The organism is Citrobacter sp. wls706 (assembly GCF_005281305.1).
In the GTDB taxonomy this organism is placed as follows: Bacteria; Pseudomonadota; Gammaproteobacteria; order Enterobacterales; family Enterobacteriaceae; genus Citrobacter; species Citrobacter werkmanii.
On sequence record NZ_SZXG01000032.1, the window covers coordinates 5483 to 24111 of the forward strand.

At 50.9% G+C, this 18629-nt stretch carries 23 protein-coding genes and 1 other annotated feature; of the genes, 13 read left to right on the forward strand and 10 right to left on the reverse strand.

What is annotated here, in order from left to right; all coding sequences use genetic code 11:
• Positions 1-253 precede the first annotated feature (253 nt).
• The 3 genes from raiA to pheA all read left to right on the forward strand — a co-directional run bounded on the left by raiA (position 254) and on the right by pheA (position 2003).
• On the forward strand, positions 254-592 hold the full coding sequence (gene raiA, locus FDW92_RS13385) for a ribosome-associated translation inhibitor RaiA (protein ID WP_003031244.1): 339 nt from the start codon (positions 254-256) through the stop codon (positions 590-592).
• Between the two features lie 102 nt (positions 593-694).
• Positions 695-820 (forward strand) — a sequence feature (Phe leader region).
• Entirely contained in the window at positions 696-743 is a 48-nt protein-coding gene (gene pheL, locus FDW92_RS13390) for a pheA operon leader peptide PheL (RefSeq protein ID WP_100250063.1), read from the forward strand. It overlaps the preceding feature by 48 nt.
• 22 nt (positions 821-842) lie before the next feature.
• Entirely contained in the window at positions 843-2003 is a 1161-nt protein-coding gene (gene pheA / locus FDW92_RS13395) for a bifunctional chorismate mutase/prephenate dehydratase (protein ID WP_038642743.1), read from the forward strand.
• Positions 2004-2045: 42 nt separating this feature from the next.
• Here the strand turns inward: pheA and tyrA are convergent, their stop codons facing one another.
• Positions 2046-3167: a bifunctional chorismate mutase/prephenate dehydrogenase gene (tyrA, locus tag FDW92_RS13400; protein WP_003826456.1), complete on the reverse strand. Its 1122-nt coding sequence runs from the start codon at positions 3165-3167 to the stop codon at positions 2046-2048.
• A 10-nt stretch (positions 3168-3177) separates the two neighbouring features.
• Positions 3178-4248: a 3-deoxy-7-phosphoheptulonate synthase AroF gene (aroF, locus tag FDW92_RS13405; RefSeq protein WP_042313300.1), complete on the reverse strand. Its 1071-nt coding sequence runs from the start codon at positions 4246-4248 to the stop codon at positions 3178-3180.
• A 215-nt stretch (positions 4249-4463) separates the two neighbouring features.
• Here aroF and FDW92_RS13410 point away from each other — a divergent pair, with 215 nt between their 5' ends.
• From FDW92_RS13410 to FDW92_RS13425, 4 genes are all read left to right on the forward strand, one after another.
• Positions 4464-4838 (forward strand): DUF2799 domain-containing protein, encoded by a 375-nt coding sequence (locus FDW92_RS13410; protein ID WP_042313298.1) that lies wholly within the window; start codon positions 4464-4466, stop codon positions 4836-4838.
• Positions 4839-4996: 158 nt separating this feature from the next.
• On the forward strand, positions 4997-5515 hold the full coding sequence (locus FDW92_RS13415; RefSeq protein WP_042313295.1) for a YfiR family protein: 519 nt from the start codon (positions 4997-4999) through the stop codon (positions 5513-5515).
• The gene (dgcN, locus tag FDW92_RS13420; protein WP_042313293.1) at positions 5508-6731 is read left to right on the forward strand and encodes a diguanylate cyclase DgcN; all 1224 of its coding nucleotides are present in this window, start codon (positions 5508-5510) and stop codon (positions 6729-6731) included. Before FDW92_RS13415 ends, dgcN begins: the two co-directional genes overlap by 8 nt.
• 12 nt (positions 6732-6743) lie before the next feature.
• Entirely contained in the window at positions 6744-7226 is a 483-nt protein-coding gene (locus tag FDW92_RS13425) for an OmpA family protein (RefSeq protein WP_038642755.1), read from the forward strand.
• 138 nt (positions 7227-7364) lie between these two features.
• On the opposite strand, the gene rplS is transcribed toward FDW92_RS13425, so the two are convergent.
• The 5 genes from rplS to ffh all read right to left on the reverse strand — a co-directional run bounded on the left by rplS (position 7365) and on the right by ffh (position 10992).
• Entirely contained in the window at positions 7365-7712 is a 348-nt protein-coding gene (rplS, locus tag FDW92_RS13430) for a 50S ribosomal protein L19 (protein WP_006687325.1), read from the reverse strand.
• A 39-nt stretch (positions 7713-7751) separates the two neighbouring features.
• Positions 7752-8519, reverse strand: a complete 768-nt coding sequence (trmD, locus tag FDW92_RS13435) for a tRNA (guanosine(37)-N1)-methyltransferase TrmD (protein ID WP_003031232.1) — start codon at positions 8517-8519, stop codon at positions 7752-7754.
• Positions 8520-8563: 44 nt separating this feature from the next.
• Entirely contained in the window at positions 8564-9112 is a 549-nt protein-coding gene (gene rimM / locus FDW92_RS13440) for a ribosome maturation factor RimM (RefSeq protein ID WP_003031230.1), read from the reverse strand.
• 18 nt (positions 9113-9130) lie between these two features.
• Positions 9131-9379 carry a 30S ribosomal protein S16 gene (rpsP, locus tag FDW92_RS13445; RefSeq protein WP_003031228.1) on the reverse strand — a complete coding sequence of 83 codons (249 nt, stop codon included), beginning with the start codon at positions 9377-9379 and terminating at the stop codon, positions 9131-9133.
• 251 nt (positions 9380-9630) lie between these two features.
• Positions 9631-10992 carry a signal recognition particle protein gene (gene ffh / locus FDW92_RS13450; RefSeq protein WP_006687321.1) on the reverse strand — a complete coding sequence of 454 codons (1362 nt, stop codon included), beginning with the start codon at positions 10990-10992 and terminating at the stop codon, positions 9631-9633.
• Positions 10993-11158: 166 nt separating this feature from the next.
• On the opposite strand from ffh, the gene FDW92_RS13455 reads away from it, so the two are divergent.
• Positions 11159-11950, forward strand: coding sequence for an inner membrane protein YpjD (locus FDW92_RS13455; RefSeq protein WP_042313291.1), 792 nt, complete (start codon positions 11159-11161; stop codon positions 11948-11950).
• Positions 11951-11968: 18 nt separating this feature from the next.
• Positions 11969-13258 carry an HlyC/CorC family transporter gene (locus tag FDW92_RS13460; RefSeq protein ID WP_137349537.1) on the forward strand — a complete coding sequence of 430 codons (1290 nt, stop codon included), beginning with the start codon at positions 11969-11971 and terminating at the stop codon, positions 13256-13258.
• Between the two features lie 49 nt (positions 13259-13307).
• On the opposite strand, the gene grpE is transcribed toward FDW92_RS13460, so the two are convergent.
• Positions 13308-13901 (reverse strand): nucleotide exchange factor GrpE, encoded by a 594-nt coding sequence (grpE, locus tag FDW92_RS13465; RefSeq protein ID WP_038642760.1) that lies wholly within the window; start codon positions 13899-13901, stop codon positions 13308-13310.
• 122 nt (positions 13902-14023) lie between these two features.
• On the opposite strand from grpE, the gene nadK reads away from it, so the two are divergent.
• The 3 genes from nadK to bamE all read left to right on the forward strand — a co-directional run bounded on the left by nadK (position 14024) and on the right by bamE (position 17143).
• Entirely contained in the window at positions 14024-14902 is an 879-nt protein-coding gene (nadK, locus tag FDW92_RS13470; protein ID WP_042313284.1) for an NAD(+) kinase, read from the forward strand.
• Between the two features lie 85 nt (positions 14903-14987).
• Positions 14988-16649 carry a DNA repair protein RecN gene (gene recN / locus FDW92_RS13475; RefSeq protein WP_042313282.1) on the forward strand — a complete coding sequence of 554 codons (1662 nt, stop codon included), beginning with the start codon at positions 14988-14990 and terminating at the stop codon, positions 16647-16649.
• Between the two features lie 149 nt (positions 16650-16798).
• Positions 16799-17143 carry an outer membrane protein assembly factor BamE gene (gene bamE / locus FDW92_RS13480; RefSeq protein ID WP_003826401.1) on the forward strand — a complete coding sequence of 115 codons (345 nt, stop codon included), beginning with the start codon at positions 16799-16801 and terminating at the stop codon, positions 17141-17143.
• 50 nt (positions 17144-17193) lie between these two features.
• Here bamE and FDW92_RS13485 read toward each other — a convergent pair whose 3' ends face one another.
• Positions 17194-17490 carry an RnfH family protein gene (locus FDW92_RS13485; RefSeq protein WP_038642768.1) on the reverse strand — a complete coding sequence of 99 codons (297 nt, stop codon included), beginning with the start codon at positions 17488-17490 and terminating at the stop codon, positions 17194-17196.
• Positions 17474-17917 (reverse strand): type II toxin-antitoxin system toxin RatA, encoded by a 444-nt coding sequence (ratA, locus tag FDW92_RS13490; RefSeq protein ID WP_038642770.1) that lies wholly within the window; start codon positions 17915-17917, stop codon positions 17474-17476. Before ratA ends, FDW92_RS13485 begins: the two co-directional genes overlap by 17 nt.
• Before the next feature lie 154 nt (positions 17918-18071).
• On the opposite strand from ratA, the gene smpB reads away from it, so the two are divergent.
• A complete protein-coding gene (gene smpB, locus FDW92_RS13495; RefSeq protein WP_042313322.1) occupies positions 18072-18554 on the forward strand; it encodes an SsrA-binding protein SmpB in 483 nt (160 codons plus the stop codon).
• Positions 18555-18629 lie beyond the last annotated feature (75 nt).

Here is an 18629-nt window from a genome sequence, read left to right on the forward strand (position 1 = left end):
AACGGCAGCCCCAAGGGCTGCCGTTTTTTTATCCGTTTACGCCATAACTGAAGCGGTTTAGCTCCGACGCATCTCATCAAATATGGCCTGCTTTCTGCTATTCCTCAAGTAAAAAATCGCTTGTTCCTGCGGTGCCTCACAAAAAGGTTTTCTTGACAAAAAGCGACAAAATAATGTGATTTAAATCACGCATTTTGACATTAAGAACGGTATGCTGGAATCACCAAGACGGGAAAGACAAGAGGTAAAATTTATGACAATGAACATTACCAGTAAACAAATGGAAATTACTCCGGCAATTCGCCAGCATGTCGCAGACCGTCTCGCCAAACTTGAAAAATGGCAAACTCATCTGATTAATCCACATATCATTCTGTCTAAGGAGCCACAGGGTTTCATTGCTGATGCCACCATCAATACACCGAACGGACATCTGGTCGCCAGCGCAAAACACGAGGATATGTACACCGCAATTAACGATTTGATCAACAAGCTGGAACGGCAGCTCAATAAAGTGCAGCACAAAGGCGAAGCCCGTCGTGCAACAACTTCAGTCAAAGACGCCAACTTCGTCGAAGCAGAAGAAGAGTAGTCCCTTACATTGAGTGTATCGCCAACGCGCCTTCGGGCGCGTTTTTTGTTGACAGGGTGAAAACAGTACGGGTACTTTACTGACGTAGCCAAAGGAAAATTACATGAAACTTGTCCCGTTCTTCTTCGCATTCTTTTTTACCTTCCCCTGAATGGGAGGCGTTTCGTCGTGTGATAAAGAATGCGAAGACGAACAATAAGGCCTCCCACAACGGGGGGCCTTTTTTATTGATAACAAGAAAGGCAACACTATGACATCGGAAAACCCATTGCTGGCGCTGCGCGATAAAATCAGTTCGCTGGATGAAAAATTACTGGCCCTGCTGGCTGAACGGCGTGGGCTGGCCGTAGAAGTCGGTAAAGCTAAACTGCTTTCACATCGTCCGGTACGTGATATCGACCGCGAACGCGATCTGTTAGACCGACTGATTCAGCTTGGCAAAGCGCATCATCTCGACGCGCACTATATCACCCGCCTGTTCCAACTGATTATCGAAGACTCCGTCCTGACTCAGCAGGCACTGCTCCAGCAACACCTGAACAAAATTAACCCGCATTCCGCGCGCGTCGCCTTCCTTGGACCAAAAGGCTCATACTCACACCTCGCCGCACGTCAGTATGCTGCCCGTCATTTTGAACAATTCATTGAAAGCGGTTGCGCGAAATTTGCCGATATCTTTAATCAGGTCGAAACCGGACAAGCTGACTATGCAGTCGTCCCGATTGAAAACACCAGCTCCGGTGGGATTAACGACGTCTACGACCTGCTGCAGCACACCAGTCTGTCTATCGTTGGCGAGATGACTATTACGATTGACCACTGCGTACTGGTATCCGGCACAACCGATCTCGAGACTATTGATACGGTATACAGCCACCCGCAGCCGTTCCAACAGTGCAGCAAGTTCCTGAGCCGTTACCCACACTGGAAGATTGAGTACACCGAAAGCACCTCAGCGGCGATGGAAAAAGTTGCACAAGCTAACTCACCGCGCGTAGCCGCACTGGGGAGCGAAGCCGGAGGCGTACTGTATGGTTTGCAGGTTCTCGAGCATATCGAAGCTAACCAGACACAAAACATCACCCGCTTTGTTGTACTGGCACGCAAGGCTATCAATGTTTCCGACCAGGTTCCGGCGAAAACCACACTGCTGATGGCAACAGGCCAACAGGCCGGTGCGCTGGTTGAAGCGCTGCTGGTACTGCGCAACCATAATCTGATTATGACTAAACTGGAGTCACGCCCGATTCACGGCAATCCATGGGAAGAGATGTTTTATCTTGATATCCAGGCCAATCTGGAATCCCCCCAAATGCAAAAGGCGTTAAAGGAATTGGGGGAGATTACGCGTTCGATGAAGGTGCTGGGATGTTACCCGAGTGAGAACGTGGTGCCGGTCGATCCGAGTTAACGTGACAATGCCGGATGGCGCCAGGCTTATCCGGCATCTTACTTAAGGACGGCTGTCATTCGCCTGACGCAACAGCGTACGGCTTTCGCTCTGGAAGCGTTTCGCATAATCGCCAAACCAGTGTTCCACCTTACGGAAGCTGTCGATAAACGCTTGCTTATCGCCCTGCTCCAGTAAACCAATCGCCTCACCAAAACGTTGATAGTAGCGTTTGATCAGCGCAAGGTTGCTCTCAGACGACATAATGATATCGGCATAAAGCTGCGGATCCTGGGCAAACAGGCGTCCAACCATCGCCAGCTCAAGGCGGTAAATCGGCGAAGAGAGCGCCAGCAATTGTTCCAGTTGCACGTTTTCTTCCGCCAGATGCAGACCATAGGCAAAGGTCGCAAAGTGCCGCAAGGCCTGAATAAACGCCATATTCTGGTCGTGTTCAACGGCGCTGATCCGATGCAGCCGCGCGCCCCAGACCTGAATCTGTTCCAGAAACCACTGATAGGCTTCCGGCTGACGTCCATCACACCAGACAACCACCTGTTTTGCCAGACTGCCGCTGTCCGGACCAAACATGGGATGTAACCCCACCACCGGACCATCGTGCGCTGCCAGCATCGCCTGTAAAGGACCATTTTTCACCGATGCCAAATCGACCAGAATACAGTCAGACGGCAGACGCGGTAATTTGGCGATCACCTGCTCGGTGACGTGGATCGGCACGCTGACGATCACCATGCCTGCATCAGAGACGATCTCCGGCGCGCGATCCCAGTCCTGCTGTTCCAGGATCCGCACCTGATAACCTGACAGAGTGAGCATTTTTTCGAAAAGACGCCCCATCTGACCACCGCCGCCGACGATCACCACCGGTCGCAGAGAAGGACAAAGCGTTTTAAATCCTTTGTCATTTTCACTGGAGTAGGACTCGCGCATAACCCGGCGCAGCACATCTTCAATCAGATCCGGCGGTACGCCAAGGGCTTCCGCTTCCGCGCGGCGTGAAGCCAACATAGAGGCCTCCCGCTCCGGCACGTAAATCGGCAGCCCAAAGCGGCTTTTTACTTCACCGACTTCAGCAACCAGCTCCAGGCGGCGTGCCAGCAAATCCAGCAGCGCCTTGTCGACTTCATCAATTTGATCGCGTAATGCGGTCAATTCAGCAACCATAACCAACCTCTTATGCTACACGCGCCGACAGCTGGCCGTTTAAATCCTGGCTAATTTCACGCAGCAGCGCATCCGTCATTTCCCAGCTAATGCACGCATCGGTTACGGACACACCGTATTTCATTGCGCTGCGCGGCTGTTCGGAAGACTGGTTGCCTTCATGAATATTACTTTCAATCATCAAACCAATGATCGAGCGATTGCCATCTTTGATTTGCGCAATCACGGATTCAGCCACGGCAGGCTGACGGCGGTAATCTTTATTGGAGTTACCATGACTGCAATCTACCATCAGGGAAGGTCTTAGTCCCGCCTGCTCCATCTCTTTTTCGCATTGGGCAACATCTGCCGGGCTGTAGTTCGGCGCTTTGCCGCCACGCAGGATCACATGACCGTCCGGATTGCCCTGAGTTTGCAGCAGCGCTACCTGCCCTGCCTGGTTAATACCGACAAAACGGTGTGACTGCGCCGCGGCACGCATGGCATTGATAGCGGTGGCCAGGCTGCCGTCAGTGCCGTTCTTAAAGCCAACCGGCATCGAAAGACCAGAAGCCATTTCACGGTGAGTCTGTGATTCCGTGGTACGCGCACCGATTGCTGACCAGCTAAACAGATCGCCCAGGTACTGCGGGCTATTAGGATCCAGAGCTTCAGTTGCCAGCGGAAGTCCCATATTTACCAGTTCAAGCAGCAGCTGACGCGCAATTTTCAGTCCTGCTTCAACATCAAAAGAGCCATCCATATGAGGATCGTTAATTAACCCTTTCCAACCAACGGTAGTACGGGGTTTTTCAAAATAGACGCGCATCACCAGGTAGAGGTTATCGCTGACCTCTGCGGCAAGGGCTTTAAATCGACGAGCGTACTCAATTGCCATTTCAGGATCGTGAATGGAGCACGGACCACATACCACCAGCAGGCGCGGATCGCGACCGGAGATAATATCTGAAATGGTTTTACGCGACTGGGCGATTTGCGCCTCTTGCGCCTGGCTCAGCGGAAATTCAGCTTTCAGCTGCTCCGGAGTCATCAGAACCTGTTCGTCGGTAATATGTACGTTGTTCAGCGCGTCTTTTTGCATGATGGTGATCCTGTTTAGCTCGTTTGCGATAGTTGATCCTCAGCGAGGAGGAAATAACGATATCACAACAGGTAAAGATTTCAATCCATAATCCGTAAATTTTACTTTACATCATGCTATTAAGTACTAAATAAAGCCCATCTGTATGTATATTTAAATTTACACCCGCCCAATATCAGATCCACTATGCTTAAAAAAACGCGGGAGAACAGGCAATGAAGCAACTCATCAGCACCTTATTGATACTACTTCTGAGCGGCTGTCAGATAGATCCCTACACTCACGCTCCTACCTGGACAGGAACCGACTGGTACGATGCCGGGATACGCGATGCCATTTCAGGCTATGCGGTTAAAGATAATGAAATTCTTGCCGACAATTACAATGATCCAGAAGTCGATCGTACGGAATATCTTAAGGGTTACGCCGAGGGACAACGTAAAACCTGCCAGCAGGATTTTGTTTACGCCAGGGGTCTGGCCGGGAAAACCTTTCCCCCAAGTTGCGATACGGTCGAAAATGTTGACCAGTTACACAACGCCTGGCAAAAAGGGGAAAACGAAGCTAATGCCTCTATAAGATTAAATTAAACAATAGCTTATATTTTATAAGCACATAAGATTTAACTTAAATTATCAATAGCTTTATACCCGGAATAATGACGACTTAGGAAAATAATGTTATTTTGTCTCAAACAATCTTGAGTGTATTTCGACGCTTTACGGCAACCGCTGGTAGGTAACTATTCATGAGCTATTCTTACCGACTCATACTTCTACTGGCACTGCTCCTGACCGGATTACCGCTGTACGCCCAGAGCGTTACGGAAGAAGCAAAATCTGTACGCGCGATGGTTTCCGGCATCGTCAGTTATACACACTGGCCTTCACTTTCCGGGCCACCAAAACTGTGTATTTTCTCTTCATCGCGTTTTTCCAGTGTACTGGTAGATACCAGTACTGGTGCTTTACCCTATCTTCCCGTCATCATTCGTACGGAACAAGAAATATTAGTTGCGCAGTGTGATGGTTTTTATTTTGGAAAAGAATCCCCTGGTTATCAGGTGGAATTAAAGAATAAATATCCGACAAAGGCACTGTTATTAATCGCTGAACAGAATCCCGAATGCGTTATTGGCAGTGCCTTTTGCCTCATAATTAAAGATGAAGATGTGAGATTTTCCGTAAATATGGATTCCCTTTCACGCAGTGGCGTAAGGGTCAGTCCAGACGTATTGATGCTTGCACGGAATAAAAAGCATGGATAAGGGCCATTCTCCCATAACACGCCCGACGTTTAAGCGGACATTACGGCGTATCAGCATAATCAGCGTCCTGGTCACCATGACGTTGATCTGGCTACTGCTTAGCATTTCCTCCGTGCTGGCATTAAGACAGTATGCGCAAAAGAACCTGGACCTGACCGCAGCCACTATGACTCGGACACTTGAAGCTGCATTAGTCTTTTCTGACAGTGTTGCGGCCACAGAAACACTGGCGGCGCTAGGGCAACAAGGGCAGTTTTCCGTAGCGGAAGTGCGTAATAAAAATCAGAACGTGATTGCCACCTGGCGCTATGACGCGCAGGACACCACTGAAAAGATCAGCGGTCTGATCAGCCACTGGCTGTTTCCGCAACCGGTCACACAGCCCATTTTGCACAATGGCAGCGTGATTGGTGAAGTGCGCCTGACGGCACGCGATAGCGTGATCAGCCATTTCATTTATCTGTCGCTGGCCGTTCTTACCGGATGCATTCTGCTGGCATCAGGCATTGCATTAATGCTCACTCGCTATTTGCACAATGGCGTAGTAGAAGCCCTGCAAAATATAACCGAGGTGGTACATGATGTCCGTACCAACCGTAACTTTTCACGACGTGTTTCAGAAGAACGTATCGAAGAATTTCATCTTTTTGCCCAGGATTTCAATAGCCTACTGGACGAAATGGAGGAATGGCAACTTCGGTTGCAGGCAAAGAACGCTCAGCTTTTGCGTACCGCGTTACATGATCCTCTGACAGGACTGGCAAATCGCGCCGCATTTCGCAGCAGCATTAACGCCCTGATGAACGACGATGCTGCCCGCAGCAGTTCTGCATTGCTATTCCTTGATGGTGATAATTTTAAATTTATTAACGATACCTGGGGCCACGCAGCGGGCGACCGTGTCCTGATTGAAGTTGCAAAAAGGCTGGCCGAGTTTGGAGGTGATCGACATCACCCCTACAGGCTTGGCGGCGATGAGTTTGCCATGGTGCTGTATAGCGTTCACTCAGAATACGAAGTTCAGCGTATCTGTGCCGCACTGTCGCAAGCGTTTAACCGACCTTTTGACCTGCACAATGGTCATCTGGCAAGCATGACACTCAGCATTGGCTTTGCGCTGACGTGGGAACATGCCTCTGCCGAGAAATTACAAGAACTTGCCGATCAAAATATGTATCAGGCCAAACATTTGCGTTCTGAACGCATTATTAAATAAGGAATTACACACATGTTAAAACGTCTATTTTCACCGTTTTTTCTGCTTTTACTGATCGTGGCAGGCTGTCAGGCACCTCAGGGAAAATTTACCCCAGAGCAAATTGCAGCTATGAAATCGTACGGATTTAGCGAAGTTTCAGGAGACTGGTCTCTTGGCCTGTCTGACAATATCCTGTTTGATAAAAACGACTATAAGCTCCGTCCGGAAAGTGAAAAGCAGATTCAGGAAATGGCATCCAAACTGGCTGCTACCGGGCTAAACCATGCACGTCTGGACGGTCATACGGATAACTACGGCGAAGACAGCTACAACGAAGCTCTGTCGCTCAAACGCGCAAATGTCGTGGCCGATGCCTGGGCACAAGGCGCTAATATTCCCCGTACCAATCTGACCACCCAGGGACTCGGGAAGAAATACCCTATCGCCAGTAACCAGACCTCTAAAGGTCGCGCTGAAAACCGCCGTGTCGCGGTAGTGATCGCCACACCGTAATCATCCCCGGCTGACTGTATCCAGAGAGTATGTAAAGTCCCCCGGCAGTCAGTCTGTTCCCATCAGTAAATATCGCGATAAAAAAAGGGCCAGCCTTTCGGCCAGCCCTTTTCTAACAGGATGTCGCTTGCGCGAATCTTAGTTAAGACGCTCTTTGATACGAGCAGACTTACCAGTGCGCTCACGCAGGTAGTACAGTTTAGCTTTACGAACAGCACCACGACGTTTAACAGCAATGCTGTCAACTACCGGAGAGTGAGTCTGGAAGACACGCTCAACGCCTTCGCCGTTGGAAATTTTACGAACAGTGAATGCAGAGTGCAGACCGCGGCTACGAATAGCGATAACCACGCCCTCAAATGCCTGCAGACGTTTTTTGGAACCTTCAACAACCCATACTTTCACTTCCACGGTATCACCCGGACGGAAGGAAGGTACGTCCTGCTTCATCTGTTCTTGTTCAAGTTGCTTAATAATGTTGCTCATAATTTAATCTCTTATCCTGGGTAAACTGATATTGGGGGCTTACGCCTGCCCATCATGTTTATGTTGCTGTTGTGCGTGTTCCTTTTTGAACTCCGCCAGCAACCTTGCTTGCTCTTCAGTCAGAGCCAGGTTTTCCAGAAGTTCAGGTCTTCTAAGCCAGGTCCGGCCCAGCGACTGTTTCAAACGCCAGCGACGTATCTCAGCGTGGTTCCCCGACAGTAATACTGCCGGTACTTCCATCTGCTCTAACACTTCAGGTCGGGTATAGTGTGGACAGTCCAGCAACCCGTCAGCAAACGAATCTTCGATTGCTGATGCTTCATGACCCAGAACCCCCGGAATAAACCGGGAAACGGAGTCGATCAGCGTCATTGCCGGTAACTCACCACCGCTGAGGACGTAATCGCCGATTGACCATTCTTCATCAATTTCGGTTTGAATCACGCGCTCATCGATACCTTCATAGCGACCACACACCAGAATCAGCTTTTGATTCGTGGCCAGTTCGCTGACGCCCGCTTGATCAAGCTTGCGTCCCTGAGGTGACAGATAAATCACCTTTGCGCCTTCACCAGCCGCAGCTTTTGCTGCATGAATGGCGTCCCGTAAGGGTTGCACCATCATTAACATCCCCGGTCCGCCGCCGTAAGGACGATCGTCCACGGTACGGTGCCGGTCATGAGTAAAGTCTCGAGGACTCCAGCTCTGGATGTTCAGCAGGCCATTTTTTACTGCCCGGCCAGTTACCCCGTAATCGGTAATTGCGCGGAACATTTCAGGAAACAGGCTAACGATACCTATAAACACAAGCCAATCCCCATAACGCCGACTTTTACCGTTTATCCGGTGGTTTAAAAACCAGGATCCCAATCTACTTCGATAGTACGAGTAGCGAGATCGACTTTCTTGATAACCTGCCCATCGAGGAACGGTACAAGACGTTCCTTGATACCAAACGCATCTTTCAGGTTTGCCTTGATGACGATGACGTCATTCGAACCGGTTTCCATCATATCGACGACTTTACCGAGATCGTAGCCTTCGGTGGTCACTACCTGGCAGCCCATAAGGTCTTTCCAGTAGTAGGAACCATCTTCCAGCGCTGGCAACTGCGAGGAATCCACGACAATTTCGCAATTGGTCAGTAGATTCGCCGAATCACGATCGTCAACGCCTTTCAGCTTGATGATCAGATCCTGATTGTGGTGCTTCCAGCTTTCCAGCTGTACTTGCTGCCACTGACCCGCCTTCTGGATAAACCAGGGCTGATAGTCAAAAATGCTTTCGGCGTCTTCAGTGGAAGAAAACACTCTGAGCCAACCACGAATACCGTAAGAAGACCCCATTTTCCCCAAAACGATGGGTTCCACAGGAGCCTGCGCGGCGAGTTGCTTGCTCATCATGACCACCGTGACAGATTAAGCTGCTTTGTTTGCTGCTTTGATCAGCGTAGCTACGCGATCAGAAATAGTCGCGCCCTGGCCAACCCAGTGAGCGATGCGATCCAGATCCAGGCGAGTGCCTTCTTCTTTTTCGCTAGCGATTGGGTTAAAGAAGCCAACGCGCTCGATGAAGCGACCGTTGCGTGCATTACGGCTGTCGGTAACAACAACCTGGTAGAACGGACGCTTTTTAGCGCCGTGACGAGCTAAACGAATAGTAACCATAACATCCTCTTGTGTGAATAAAACACCGGGCCCCATCGAGGGAAGGGACCCGGTGTCATATTAAAAGCCCGAAAATTTTACTGATTTCTGGGAAAAAAGCAATCAACAGTTAATAACTCTGCTGTAGAAGGCCGTCGGCGGCGCAGCGAGTTCGGTGCCGGCGTGCGCGCAGCCACCGCAGCGTACACACAGTACGTGAGGATGGCGAGCACACCCCGGTGCCGAAGTAGCAAGTAAGCCAGGCCGGGAAATTAGCGACCCGGGAAGCCTGGCGGCATCATCCCCTTCATACTCCGCATCATCTTCGCCATCCCGCCTTTCTTCATTTTCTTCATCATGCGCTGCATGTCGTCGAACTGTTTCAGAAGGCGGTTAACGTCCTGTACCTGCATGCCGCAACCGGTGGCAATGCGGCGTTTACGGGAACCTTTGATGATTTCCGGCTTAGCGCGTTCTTTCATCGTCATCGAGTTGATGATGGCTTCCATACGCACCAGTACTTTATCGTCCATCTGCGATTTCACATTGTCAGGGATCTGACCCATGCCCGGCAGTTTGCCCATCAGGCTTGCCATACCGCCCATGTTTTTCATCTGCTTGAGCTGCTCAAGGAAATCGTTGAGATCGAAGCCGTCGCCTTTTTTCAGCTTGCTGGCTAATTTCTCTGCCTGCGCGCGGTCAACTTTGCTTTCGATATCTTCGATCAGCGACAGCACGTCGCCCATGCCGAGAATACGTGAAGCAATACGATCCGGGTGGAAAGGCTCCAGCGCTTCGGTTTTCTCGCCGACACCGAGGAATTTAATCGGCTTGCCGGTGATATGACGAATAGAGAGCGCCGCACCGCCACGAGCATCACCATCAACTTTGGTCAGCACCACGCCGGTTAACGGCAACGCTTCGTTAAAGGCTTTTGCGGTATTCGCAGCATCCTGGCCGGTCATCGCATCGACGACAAACAGCGTTTCTACCGGCTTGATAGAAGCGTGGACCTGTTTGATTTCGTCCATCATCGCTTCGTCAACGTGCAGACGACCGGCGGTATCCACCAGCAGCACGTCGTAGAATTTGAGTTTGGCTTCTTTCAGCGCGGCGTTGACGATATCGACCGGTTTTTGACCGACATCCGACGGGAAGAAGTCCACACCGACCTGCTCGGCCAGCGTTTCCAGCTGTTTAATCGCCGCCGGGCGATAAACGTCCGCGGAGACCACCAGCACTTTCTTCTTGTGCTTCTCACGCAGGAATTTCCCCAGCTTACCAACGCTGGTCGTTTTACCCGCACCCTGCAAGCCCGCCATCAGTACGACGGCAGGCGGCTGAGCAGCCAGATTCAGGGTCTGGTTTTCTTCGCCCATTGCCGCAACCAGCTCGTTACGGACAATCTTGACGAACTCCTGACCCGGCGTCAGGCTTTTGTTAACTTCATGACCAACCGCTTTCTCTTTTACGCGATTGATAAACTCACGCACTACCGGCAGCGCTACATCAGCCTCCAGCAGCGCCATGCGCACTTCGCGCAGCGTCTCTTTAACGTTGTCTTCAGTAAGGCGTCCACGGCCACTGATATTGCGCAGCGTGCGCGACAAACGATCGGTTAAATTATCAAACATTGTCTCTCGCCTGGGGTGGAAACGGTCGGTCGCGACAGCGACACATCAACAGAAATTTGTCGCAGTATAACATGAAGCCGCCTTTGTTGTTATGCAACGGTTGGAGCAGCGGTCACGTAACGCTATACTGCTTTTCTTTATCACTGGCCAACTGTCGACACCTAATATGCCCGTTTTTGCTCTGCTCGCCCTTGTCGCCTACTCAGTCAGCCTTGCGCTGATTATTCCCGCCCTGCTGCAAAAAAACAGCGGCTGGCGGCGTATGGCTATTCTTTCTGCGGTCGTCGCGCTGGTAAGCCATGCTATTGCCCTGGAAGCGCGTATCCTGCCCGGCGGTGAAAGCGGACAAAACCTGAGCCTGTTGAACGTAGGCTCACTGGTTAGCCTGATGATCTGCACGGTAATGACTATCGTCGCTTCCCGCAATCGTGGCTGGCTATTACTGCCCATTGTCTACGCCTTTGCCCTGATCAACCTCGCGTTCGCGACGTTTATGCCTAACGAGTTCATCACCCATCTCGAAGCGACACCGGGCATGATGATTCACATCGGGTTATCGCTGTTTGCTTATGCCACGCTGATTATTGCCGCGCTCTATGCGTTACAACTGGCGTGGATCGACTATCAGCTGAAAAACAAAAAACTGGCGTTCAGTAATGAAATGCCGCCACTGATGAGCATTGAGCGGAAAATGTTTCATATCACCCAGATCGGTGTGGTTCTGCTGACGCTCACTCTGTGTACTGGCCTGTTTTACATGCATAACCTGTTCAGTACTGAGAATATTGATAAAGCCGTTCTTTCTATCGTGGCATGGTTTGTCTATATCGTTCTGTTGTGGGGGCATTACCATGAAGGCTGGCGCGGACGTCGCGTCGTATGGTTTAACGTCGCAGGCGCAGTCATTCTGACGCTGGCCTATTTCGGCAGCCGTATACTGCAGCAGTTCGTGAGTTAAATCTTTAAGGAACCCTACGTGGAACACATCTCCACCACCACGCTCATTGTCACGCTTCTCATCATGGTGGTCATTTCCGCCTATTTTTCCGGTTCTGAAACCGGAATGATGACCCTGAATCGCTATCGTCTGCGGCATCGGGCCAAGCAGGGTAATCGTCAGGCAAAACGCGTTGAAAAGTTACTTCGCAAACCGGATCGCCTGATAAGTCTGGTACTGATCGGTAATAACCTGGTGAATATTCTGGCCTCCGCGCTTGGCACTATTGTCGGTATGCGCCTGTATGGCGATGCCGGCGTCGCCATCGCCACCGGGGTGCTAACGTTTGTGGTGCTGGTTTTTGCCGAAGTACTGCCAAAGACCATTGCCGCGCTGTATCCAGAAAAAGTCGCCTACCCGAGCAGTTTTTTGCTGGCTCCCCTACAAATCATCATGATGCCGCTGGTGTGGTTGCTTAATACCATTACCCGCCTGCTGATGCGCATGATGGGTATCAAAACAGATATCGTGGTGAGCGGTTCGCTGAGTAAAGATGAACTGCGAACGCTGGTCAATGAATCGCGCTCCCAAATCTCGCGTCGTAATCAGGATATGCTGCTGTCCGTGCTGGATCTGGAAAAAGTCAGCGTCGATGACATCATGGTGCCGCGCAGTGAAATCATCGGCATTGATATTAACGACGACTGGAAATCAATCGTGCGCCAGCTTTCGCACTCCCCTCACGGTCGCATTGTGCTGTACCGCGACTCACTCGACGATGCCATCAGTATGCTGCGCGTACGCGAAGCCTGGCGATTAATGGCGGAGAAAAAAGAGTTCACCAAAGAGACCATGTTACGCGCGGCCGACGAAATTTATTACGTCCCGGAAGGTACGCCCCTCAGCACCCAGCTCATTAAATTTCAGCGCAATAAGAAGAAAGTGGGTCTGGTGGTCAATGAATATGGCGATATTCAGGGGCTGGTCACGGTCGAAGATATTCTGGAAGAGATTGTCGGCGATTTCACCACATCAATGTCACCGACGCTTGCTGAAGAGGTGACGCCGCAGAATGATGGCTCAGTGATCATTGACGGCAGCGCCAACGTTCGTGAAATCAATAAGGCGTTTAACTGGCACCTGCCGGAGGATGACGCACGTACCGTGAACGGTATTATTCTTGAAGCGCTGGAAGAGATCCCGGTAGCTGGCACACGAGTGCGTATTGGGCAGTACGATATCGATATTCTCGACGTGCAGGACAATATGATTAAACAGGTACAGGTGTTGCCGGTTACACCACTGCGCGAGAGTGTAGCGGACCAGTGAGCATAGTCCGGGCCGGGTAGCGCATCAGCATTACCCGGCCCAGGGCTGATTAGCCTTTGGCTTTCGCCACGGAGACCATCGCCGCACGGATGGTACGTCCGTTCAGGGTATAGCCTTTCTGCATTACCATCAGCACATTACCGGCGGCAACGTCGTCAGACTCTACCATTGCAATGGCCTGATGCACGTTAGGGTCCATCGGCACATCTATATCCGCAACCACCTGCACACCAAACTTCGCCACCACATCCAGCATTGACTTACGCGTCAGCTCAATACCTTCAATCATTGGTGCCATCGCATCATTGTCTTTGTCCGCCACTTCCAGCGCACGATCCAGACTGTCCAGCACCGGCAGCAGCTCGTTGACGAATTTTTCCAGCGCAAATTTATGCGCTTTTTCTACATCCAGTTCGGTACGACGACGCAGGTTTTCCATTTCCGCTTTGATACGCAACACGCTGTCGCGCTCGCGAGTTTCGGCTTCAGCAAGCTGAGCTTCCAGATTCGCAATTTTTTCATCGCGCGGATCCACCTGCTCAGCAGAAGCGTCTGGTTCAACCGCCTCAACTTCTTCGTGCTGATCCATGATAATTTCTTCCGGGGCTTGCCCCTCAGGCGTTTTCTGTTCTTTACTACTCATGAATTTCTCCGCGTTTTTTTCGCATTCATCTCGCTAACCTGGATTATTATGGGGATAAGATTCAGGGTTTCAAGGGAAGTACTCACATTGTCACTAATCTTCGTTACAAGGACCTCGAGAAAATGAACAATCATTTCAAGTGTATTGGCATTGTGGGGCATCCACGTCACCCCACTGCACTGACAACACATGAAATGCTCTACCGCTGGCTGTGCGCCAAAGGTTATGAGGTTATCGTGGAGCAACAAATCGCGCACGAGCTACAGCTGAAAAATGTGAAAACCGGTACGCTCGCGGAGATTGGCCAGCAGGCAGACCTCGCCGTAGTCGTCGGCGGCGACGGCAATATGCTGGGCGCTGCGCGCACCCTGGCACGTTATGACATCAAGGTTATCGGAATTAACCGCGGTAACCTCGGTTTCCTCACCGACCTTGATCCAGACAATGCCCACCAACAGTTAGCTGACGTACTGGAAGGCCACTACATCAGCGAAAAACGCTTTTTACTCGAAGCCCAGGTATGCCAACAGGATTGCCAAAAGCGCATCAGCACCGCGATCAACGAAGTGGTGCTGCATCCAGGCAAAGTGGCGCATATGATTGAGTTCGAAGTGTATATCGATGAAATCTTTGCCTTCTCTCAGCGTTCCGACGGGCTAATTATCTCTACGCCTACCGGCTCTACCGCCTACTCGCTCTCTGCCGGAGGCCCAATTCTGACACCTTCCCTGGATGCCATTACGCTGGTGCCGATGTTCCCGCATACGCTTTCTGCGCGCCCGCTGGTGATCAACAGTAGCAGCACAATTCGCCTGCGCTTTTCTCATCGCCGTAGCGATCTGGAGATCAGCTGCGACAGCCAAATCGCCCTGCCGATACAGGAAGGTGAAGACGTATTGATCCGCCGCTGTGATTATCATCTGAACCTGATACATCCAAAAGATTACAGCTATTTCAATACATTAAGTACCAAGCTGGGCTGGTCAAAAAAATTATTCTAATTTAACGCCAACCTCTTTACTGTATAAAAAACCAGTTTATACTGTATGTAATTACAGTTATGGTTTTTCATACAGGAAAACAGCTATGTTGGCACAACTGATCATCAGCAATTTTGCTATCGTTCGTGAACTTGAGATCGATTTCCAGAACGGCATGACCGTCATCACCGGTGAGACAGGTGCGGGTAAGTCCATTGCCATTGATGCTCTCGGTTTGTGCCTGGGCGGGCGCGCAGAAGCCGACATGGTGCGCGCAGGCGCTGCGCGAGCCGACCTCTGTGCCCGTTTCGCCTTAAAAGACACCCCAGCAGCCCTGCGCTGGCTGGAAGAGAACCAGCTTGAAGATGGCCGTGAGTGCTTGCTGCGTCGCGTTATCAGCAGCGACGGCCGCTCCCGTGGCTTTATTAACGGTACCGCCGTTCCGCTATCACAGCTTCGTGAGCTGGGCCAGTTGCTGATTCAAATCCACGGCCAGCACGCACACCAGCTTCTGACAAAATCCGAACACCAAAAATTCCTGCTTGATGGTTACGCCAATGAAGCGTCCCTGACCCAGGAAATGACCGCGCGCTATCAGCTATGGCACCAAAGCTGCCGCGATCTGGCGCATCATCAGCAACAAAGCCAGGAGCGCGCAGCACGGGCGGAACTGTTGCAATATCAGCTAAAAGAATTGAACGAATTCAACCCACAGCCGGGCGAGTTTGAGCAAATTGATGAAGAGTACAAGCGTCTGGCTAACAGCGGGCAATTGCTCACCACCAGTCAGCAGGCTCTGGCTATCCTCGCGGATGGCGAAGACATCAATCTGCAGAGCCAGCTGTACACCGCAAAGCACCTGGTCACCGAACTGGCAGGCATGGACGGCAAACTTTCCGGTATCCTCGATATGCTGGAAGAGGCAACCATTCAGCTCAGCGAAGCCAGCGATGAACTGCGCCACTATTGCGATCGTCTGGATTTAGACCCTAACCGTTTGTTCGAACTTGAGCAGCGTATTTCAAAGCAAATCTCGTTGGCACGTAAGCATCACGTCTCTCCGGAAGCGCTGCCGCAGTTCTATCAGTCTTTGTTAGATGAACAGCAGCAACTTGACGATCAGGCCGACTCGCTCGAAACCTTAACCCTGGCGGTGAACAATCACCACCAGCAGGCGCTGGAAACAGCAAAAAGGTTGCACCAACAGCGCCAGCATTACGCCCAGGAACTGGGGCAACTCATTACCGAGAGTATGCATACCCTTTCGATGCCGCATGGTCTCTTTTGCATTGATGTAAAATTTGAGGAGCATCATCTGAGCGCAGACGGTGCTGACCGCGTGGAGTTTAAAGTTACCACTAACCCGGGTCAGCCGTTACAACCGATCGCGAAAGTTGCTTCCGGCGGCGAGCTGTCGCGCATCGCTCTGGCTATTCAGGTTATTACCGCACGTAAAATGGAAACCCCGGCGCTGATTTTCGATGAGGTTGATGTCGGCATCAGCGGCCCGACGGCAGCGGTCGTGGGCAAAATGCTGCGGCAGTTGGGAGAATCAACCCAGGTAATGTGCGTAACGCACCTGCCGCAGGTTGCTGGTTGTGGTCATCAACATTTCTATGTCAGCAAAGAAACTGACGGCGCAATGACGGAAACACACATGCAGCCGCTTGATAAACGCGCACGTCTGCAGGAGTTAGCCCGCTTACTTGGCGGAAGCGAAGTCACACGCAATACCCTCGCAAACGCAAAAGAACTGCTAGCAGCATAAACTTTTTTCCCTTGTGAAGGTCTGAGTTCAACATAAAATCGCCGACCGACCCGACAGCAAAAGGTTTTAAAGTGGTGAAAGGTCTATTATCATCGGCATATTACATATGAGCCGCGTACTGCTCGGGCCCGAAAAGGAATCAAATCACTATGCGCTGTAAAACGCTGACTGCTGCTGCAGCAGTACTACTGATGTTGACTGCAGGCTGTTCCACTCTGGAGCGAGTGGTTTACCGCCCTGACATCAACCAGGGAAATTATCTGACACCGACCGATGTCGCCAAAGTGCGTACAGGCATGACGCAACAGCAGGTTGCTTATGCTCTGGGTACCCCGATGATGTCCGATCCTTTTGGCACTAACACCTGGTTCTATGTGTTCCGTCAGCAACCTGGACACGAAGGCGTAACTCAGCAAACGCTGACGCTGACCTTTAACAGCAGCGGCGTATTGACCAACATTGATAACAAACCTGCCCTGACCGACAACAAGTAGGTTTGAGAGATCAAAAAAAGGTGCTCAATGAGCACCTTTTTTATTGTCTGTTATTTTTTAGCGGATTTCTCTGCTCGCTGCCTGCGCAGCTCTTTGGGATCGGCAATCAACGGCCGATAAATTTCCACCCGATCGCCGTCATGCAGAACATCAGCAAGCTTTACCGGACGGCTGTAGATGCCCACTTTATTTTTGCTGAGATCGATATCATTACGTAATTCCAGCAACCCGGAAGCGCGGATAGCCTCTTCCACCGTAGCGCCCTGCTGCAGCGTTACGCGCTGTAAATACTGTTTTTCAGGCAGCGCGTATGCCACTTCAACGACAATTTTAGCCGACGCTGACACTGTAAACCTCTTTCGCGCGAACGGTGAAAGCCTGCACCATATTCGAAGCCAGCTCTTTAAAGATGCGGCCAAACGCCAGCTCGATGAGTTTATTCGTGAACTCAAAATCGAGATGAAACTCAATGCGGCACGCGTCCTGGCTTAACGGCGTAAATTTCCAGCCGCCAATCAGTTTTTTAAACGGTCCATCGACCAGATGCATCAGGATGCTCTGATTACTGGTCAGTTGGTTACGCGTGGTGAACGTTTTGCTAATCCCTGCTTTAGAGACGTCCACAGCGGCCGTCATTTGTCCCGGAGTCGACTCCAGTACGCGGCTACCGGTGCACCCCGGTAAAAACTGGGGATAGGATTTAACATCATTCACTAACTGATACATCTGCTCCGCACTGTAAGGTACTAAAGCGGTCCGGCTAATCTGAGGCATAACAATTTCCATCAATATCAATCACACAAATAATACCATTTATCACTCGCTAAAAAAAACGCTATAGCCCAACTCGTGCTAAGATAGCGCCTTGCGCCCCGCTGGATGAAATGGGGTGTTTTTCGATTCCAGATTACCTATACTGAGCGGCATTATGACGAAGAAAAAAGCACACAAACCTGGCTCAGCCACAATCGCGCTTAACAAACGCGCACGACACGAATACTTTATCGAAGAAGAGTTCGAAGCAGGACTCGCTCTGCAGGGCTGGGAAGTCAAATCCTTGCGCGCAGGTAAAGCCAACATCGGCGATAGCTACGTTATACTCAAAGACGGCGAAGCGTTCCTGTTTGGCGCCAACTTCACACCGATGGCCGTTGCTTCAACACACGTGGTATGCGATCCCACCCGTACCCGTAAACTACTGTTAAACCAGCGCGAACTCGACTCTTTGTATGGTCGCATTAATCGGGATGGTTATACCGTGGTAGCACTTTCGCTGTACTGGAAGAACGCCTGGTGTAAAGTGAAAATCGGCGTCGCAAAAGGTAAGAAACAACACGACAAGCGCTCCGATGTGAAAGAACGTGAATGGCAGGTGGATAAAGCACGTATTATGAAAAATGCCGGGCGATAACCTTCTTTTCTTTGTGGCCAGTCTATCACCATGATGACTGGCCTTTATTTTTTAGTTATTGAAAGTCGCATTATA

What these genes read in the sequence shown, in the direction of transcription:
- rpsP (WP_003031228.1), bottom strand. Translation starts at nt 9,379, where the DNA reads ATGGTTACTATTCGTTTAGCTCGTCACGGCGCTAAAAAGCGTCCGTTC.
- aroF (WP_042313300.1), bottom strand. Translation starts at nt 4,248, where the DNA reads ATGCAAAAAGACGCGCTGAACAACGTACATATTACCGACGAACAGGTT.
- recN (WP_042313282.1), top strand. Translation starts at nt 14,988, where the DNA reads ATGTTGGCACAACTGATCATCAGCAATTTTGCTATCGTTCGTGAACTT.
- dgcN (WP_042313293.1), top strand. Translation starts at nt 5,508, where the DNA reads ATGGATAAGGGCCATTCTCCCATAACACGCCCGACGTTTAAGCGGACA.
- smpB (WP_042313322.1), top strand. Translation starts at nt 18,072, where the DNA reads ATGACGAAGAAAAAAGCACACAAACCTGGCTCAGCCACAATCGCGCTT.
- ratA (WP_038642770.1), bottom strand. Translation starts at nt 17,917, where the DNA reads ATGCCTCAGATTAGCCGGACCGCTTTAGTACCTTACAGTGCGGAGCAG.
- FDW92_RS13410 (WP_042313298.1), top strand. Translation starts at nt 4,464, where the DNA reads ATGAAGCAACTCATCAGCACCTTATTGATACTACTTCTGAGCGGCTGT.
- rimM (WP_003031230.1), bottom strand. Translation starts at nt 9,112, where the DNA reads ATGAGCAAGCAACTCGCCGCGCAGGCTCCTGTGGAACCCATCGTTTTG.
- ffh (WP_006687321.1), bottom strand. Translation starts at nt 10,992, where the DNA reads ATGTTTGATAATTTAACCGATCGTTTGTCGCGCACGCTGCGCAATATC.
- rplS (WP_006687325.1), bottom strand. Translation starts at nt 7,712, where the DNA reads ATGAGCAACATTATTAAGCAACTTGAACAAGAACAGATGAAGCAGGAC.
- raiA (WP_003031244.1), top strand. Translation starts at nt 254, where the DNA reads ATGACAATGAACATTACCAGTAAACAAATGGAAATTACTCCGGCAATT.
- pheA (WP_038642743.1), top strand. Translation starts at nt 843, where the DNA reads ATGACATCGGAAAACCCATTGCTGGCGCTGCGCGATAAAATCAGTTCG.
- bamE (WP_003826401.1), top strand. Translation starts at nt 16,799, where the DNA reads ATGCGCTGTAAAACGCTGACTGCTGCTGCAGCAGTACTACTGATGTTG.
- nadK (WP_042313284.1), top strand. Translation starts at nt 14,024, where the DNA reads ATGAACAATCATTTCAAGTGTATTGGCATTGTGGGGCATCCACGTCAC.
- grpE (WP_038642760.1), bottom strand. Translation starts at nt 13,901, where the DNA reads ATGAGTAGTAAAGAACAGAAAACGCCTGAGGGGCAAGCCCCGGAAGAA.
- FDW92_RS13415 (WP_042313295.1), top strand. Translation starts at nt 4,997, where the DNA reads ATGAGCTATTCTTACCGACTCATACTTCTACTGGCACTGCTCCTGACC.
- FDW92_RS13455 (WP_042313291.1), top strand. Translation starts at nt 11,159, where the DNA reads ATGCCCGTTTTTGCTCTGCTCGCCCTTGTCGCCTACTCAGTCAGCCTT.
- tyrA (WP_003826456.1), bottom strand. Translation starts at nt 3,167, where the DNA reads ATGGTTGCTGAATTGACCGCATTACGCGATCAAATTGATGAAGTCGAC.
- FDW92_RS13425 (WP_038642755.1), top strand. Translation starts at nt 6,744, where the DNA reads ATGTTAAAACGTCTATTTTCACCGTTTTTTCTGCTTTTACTGATCGTG.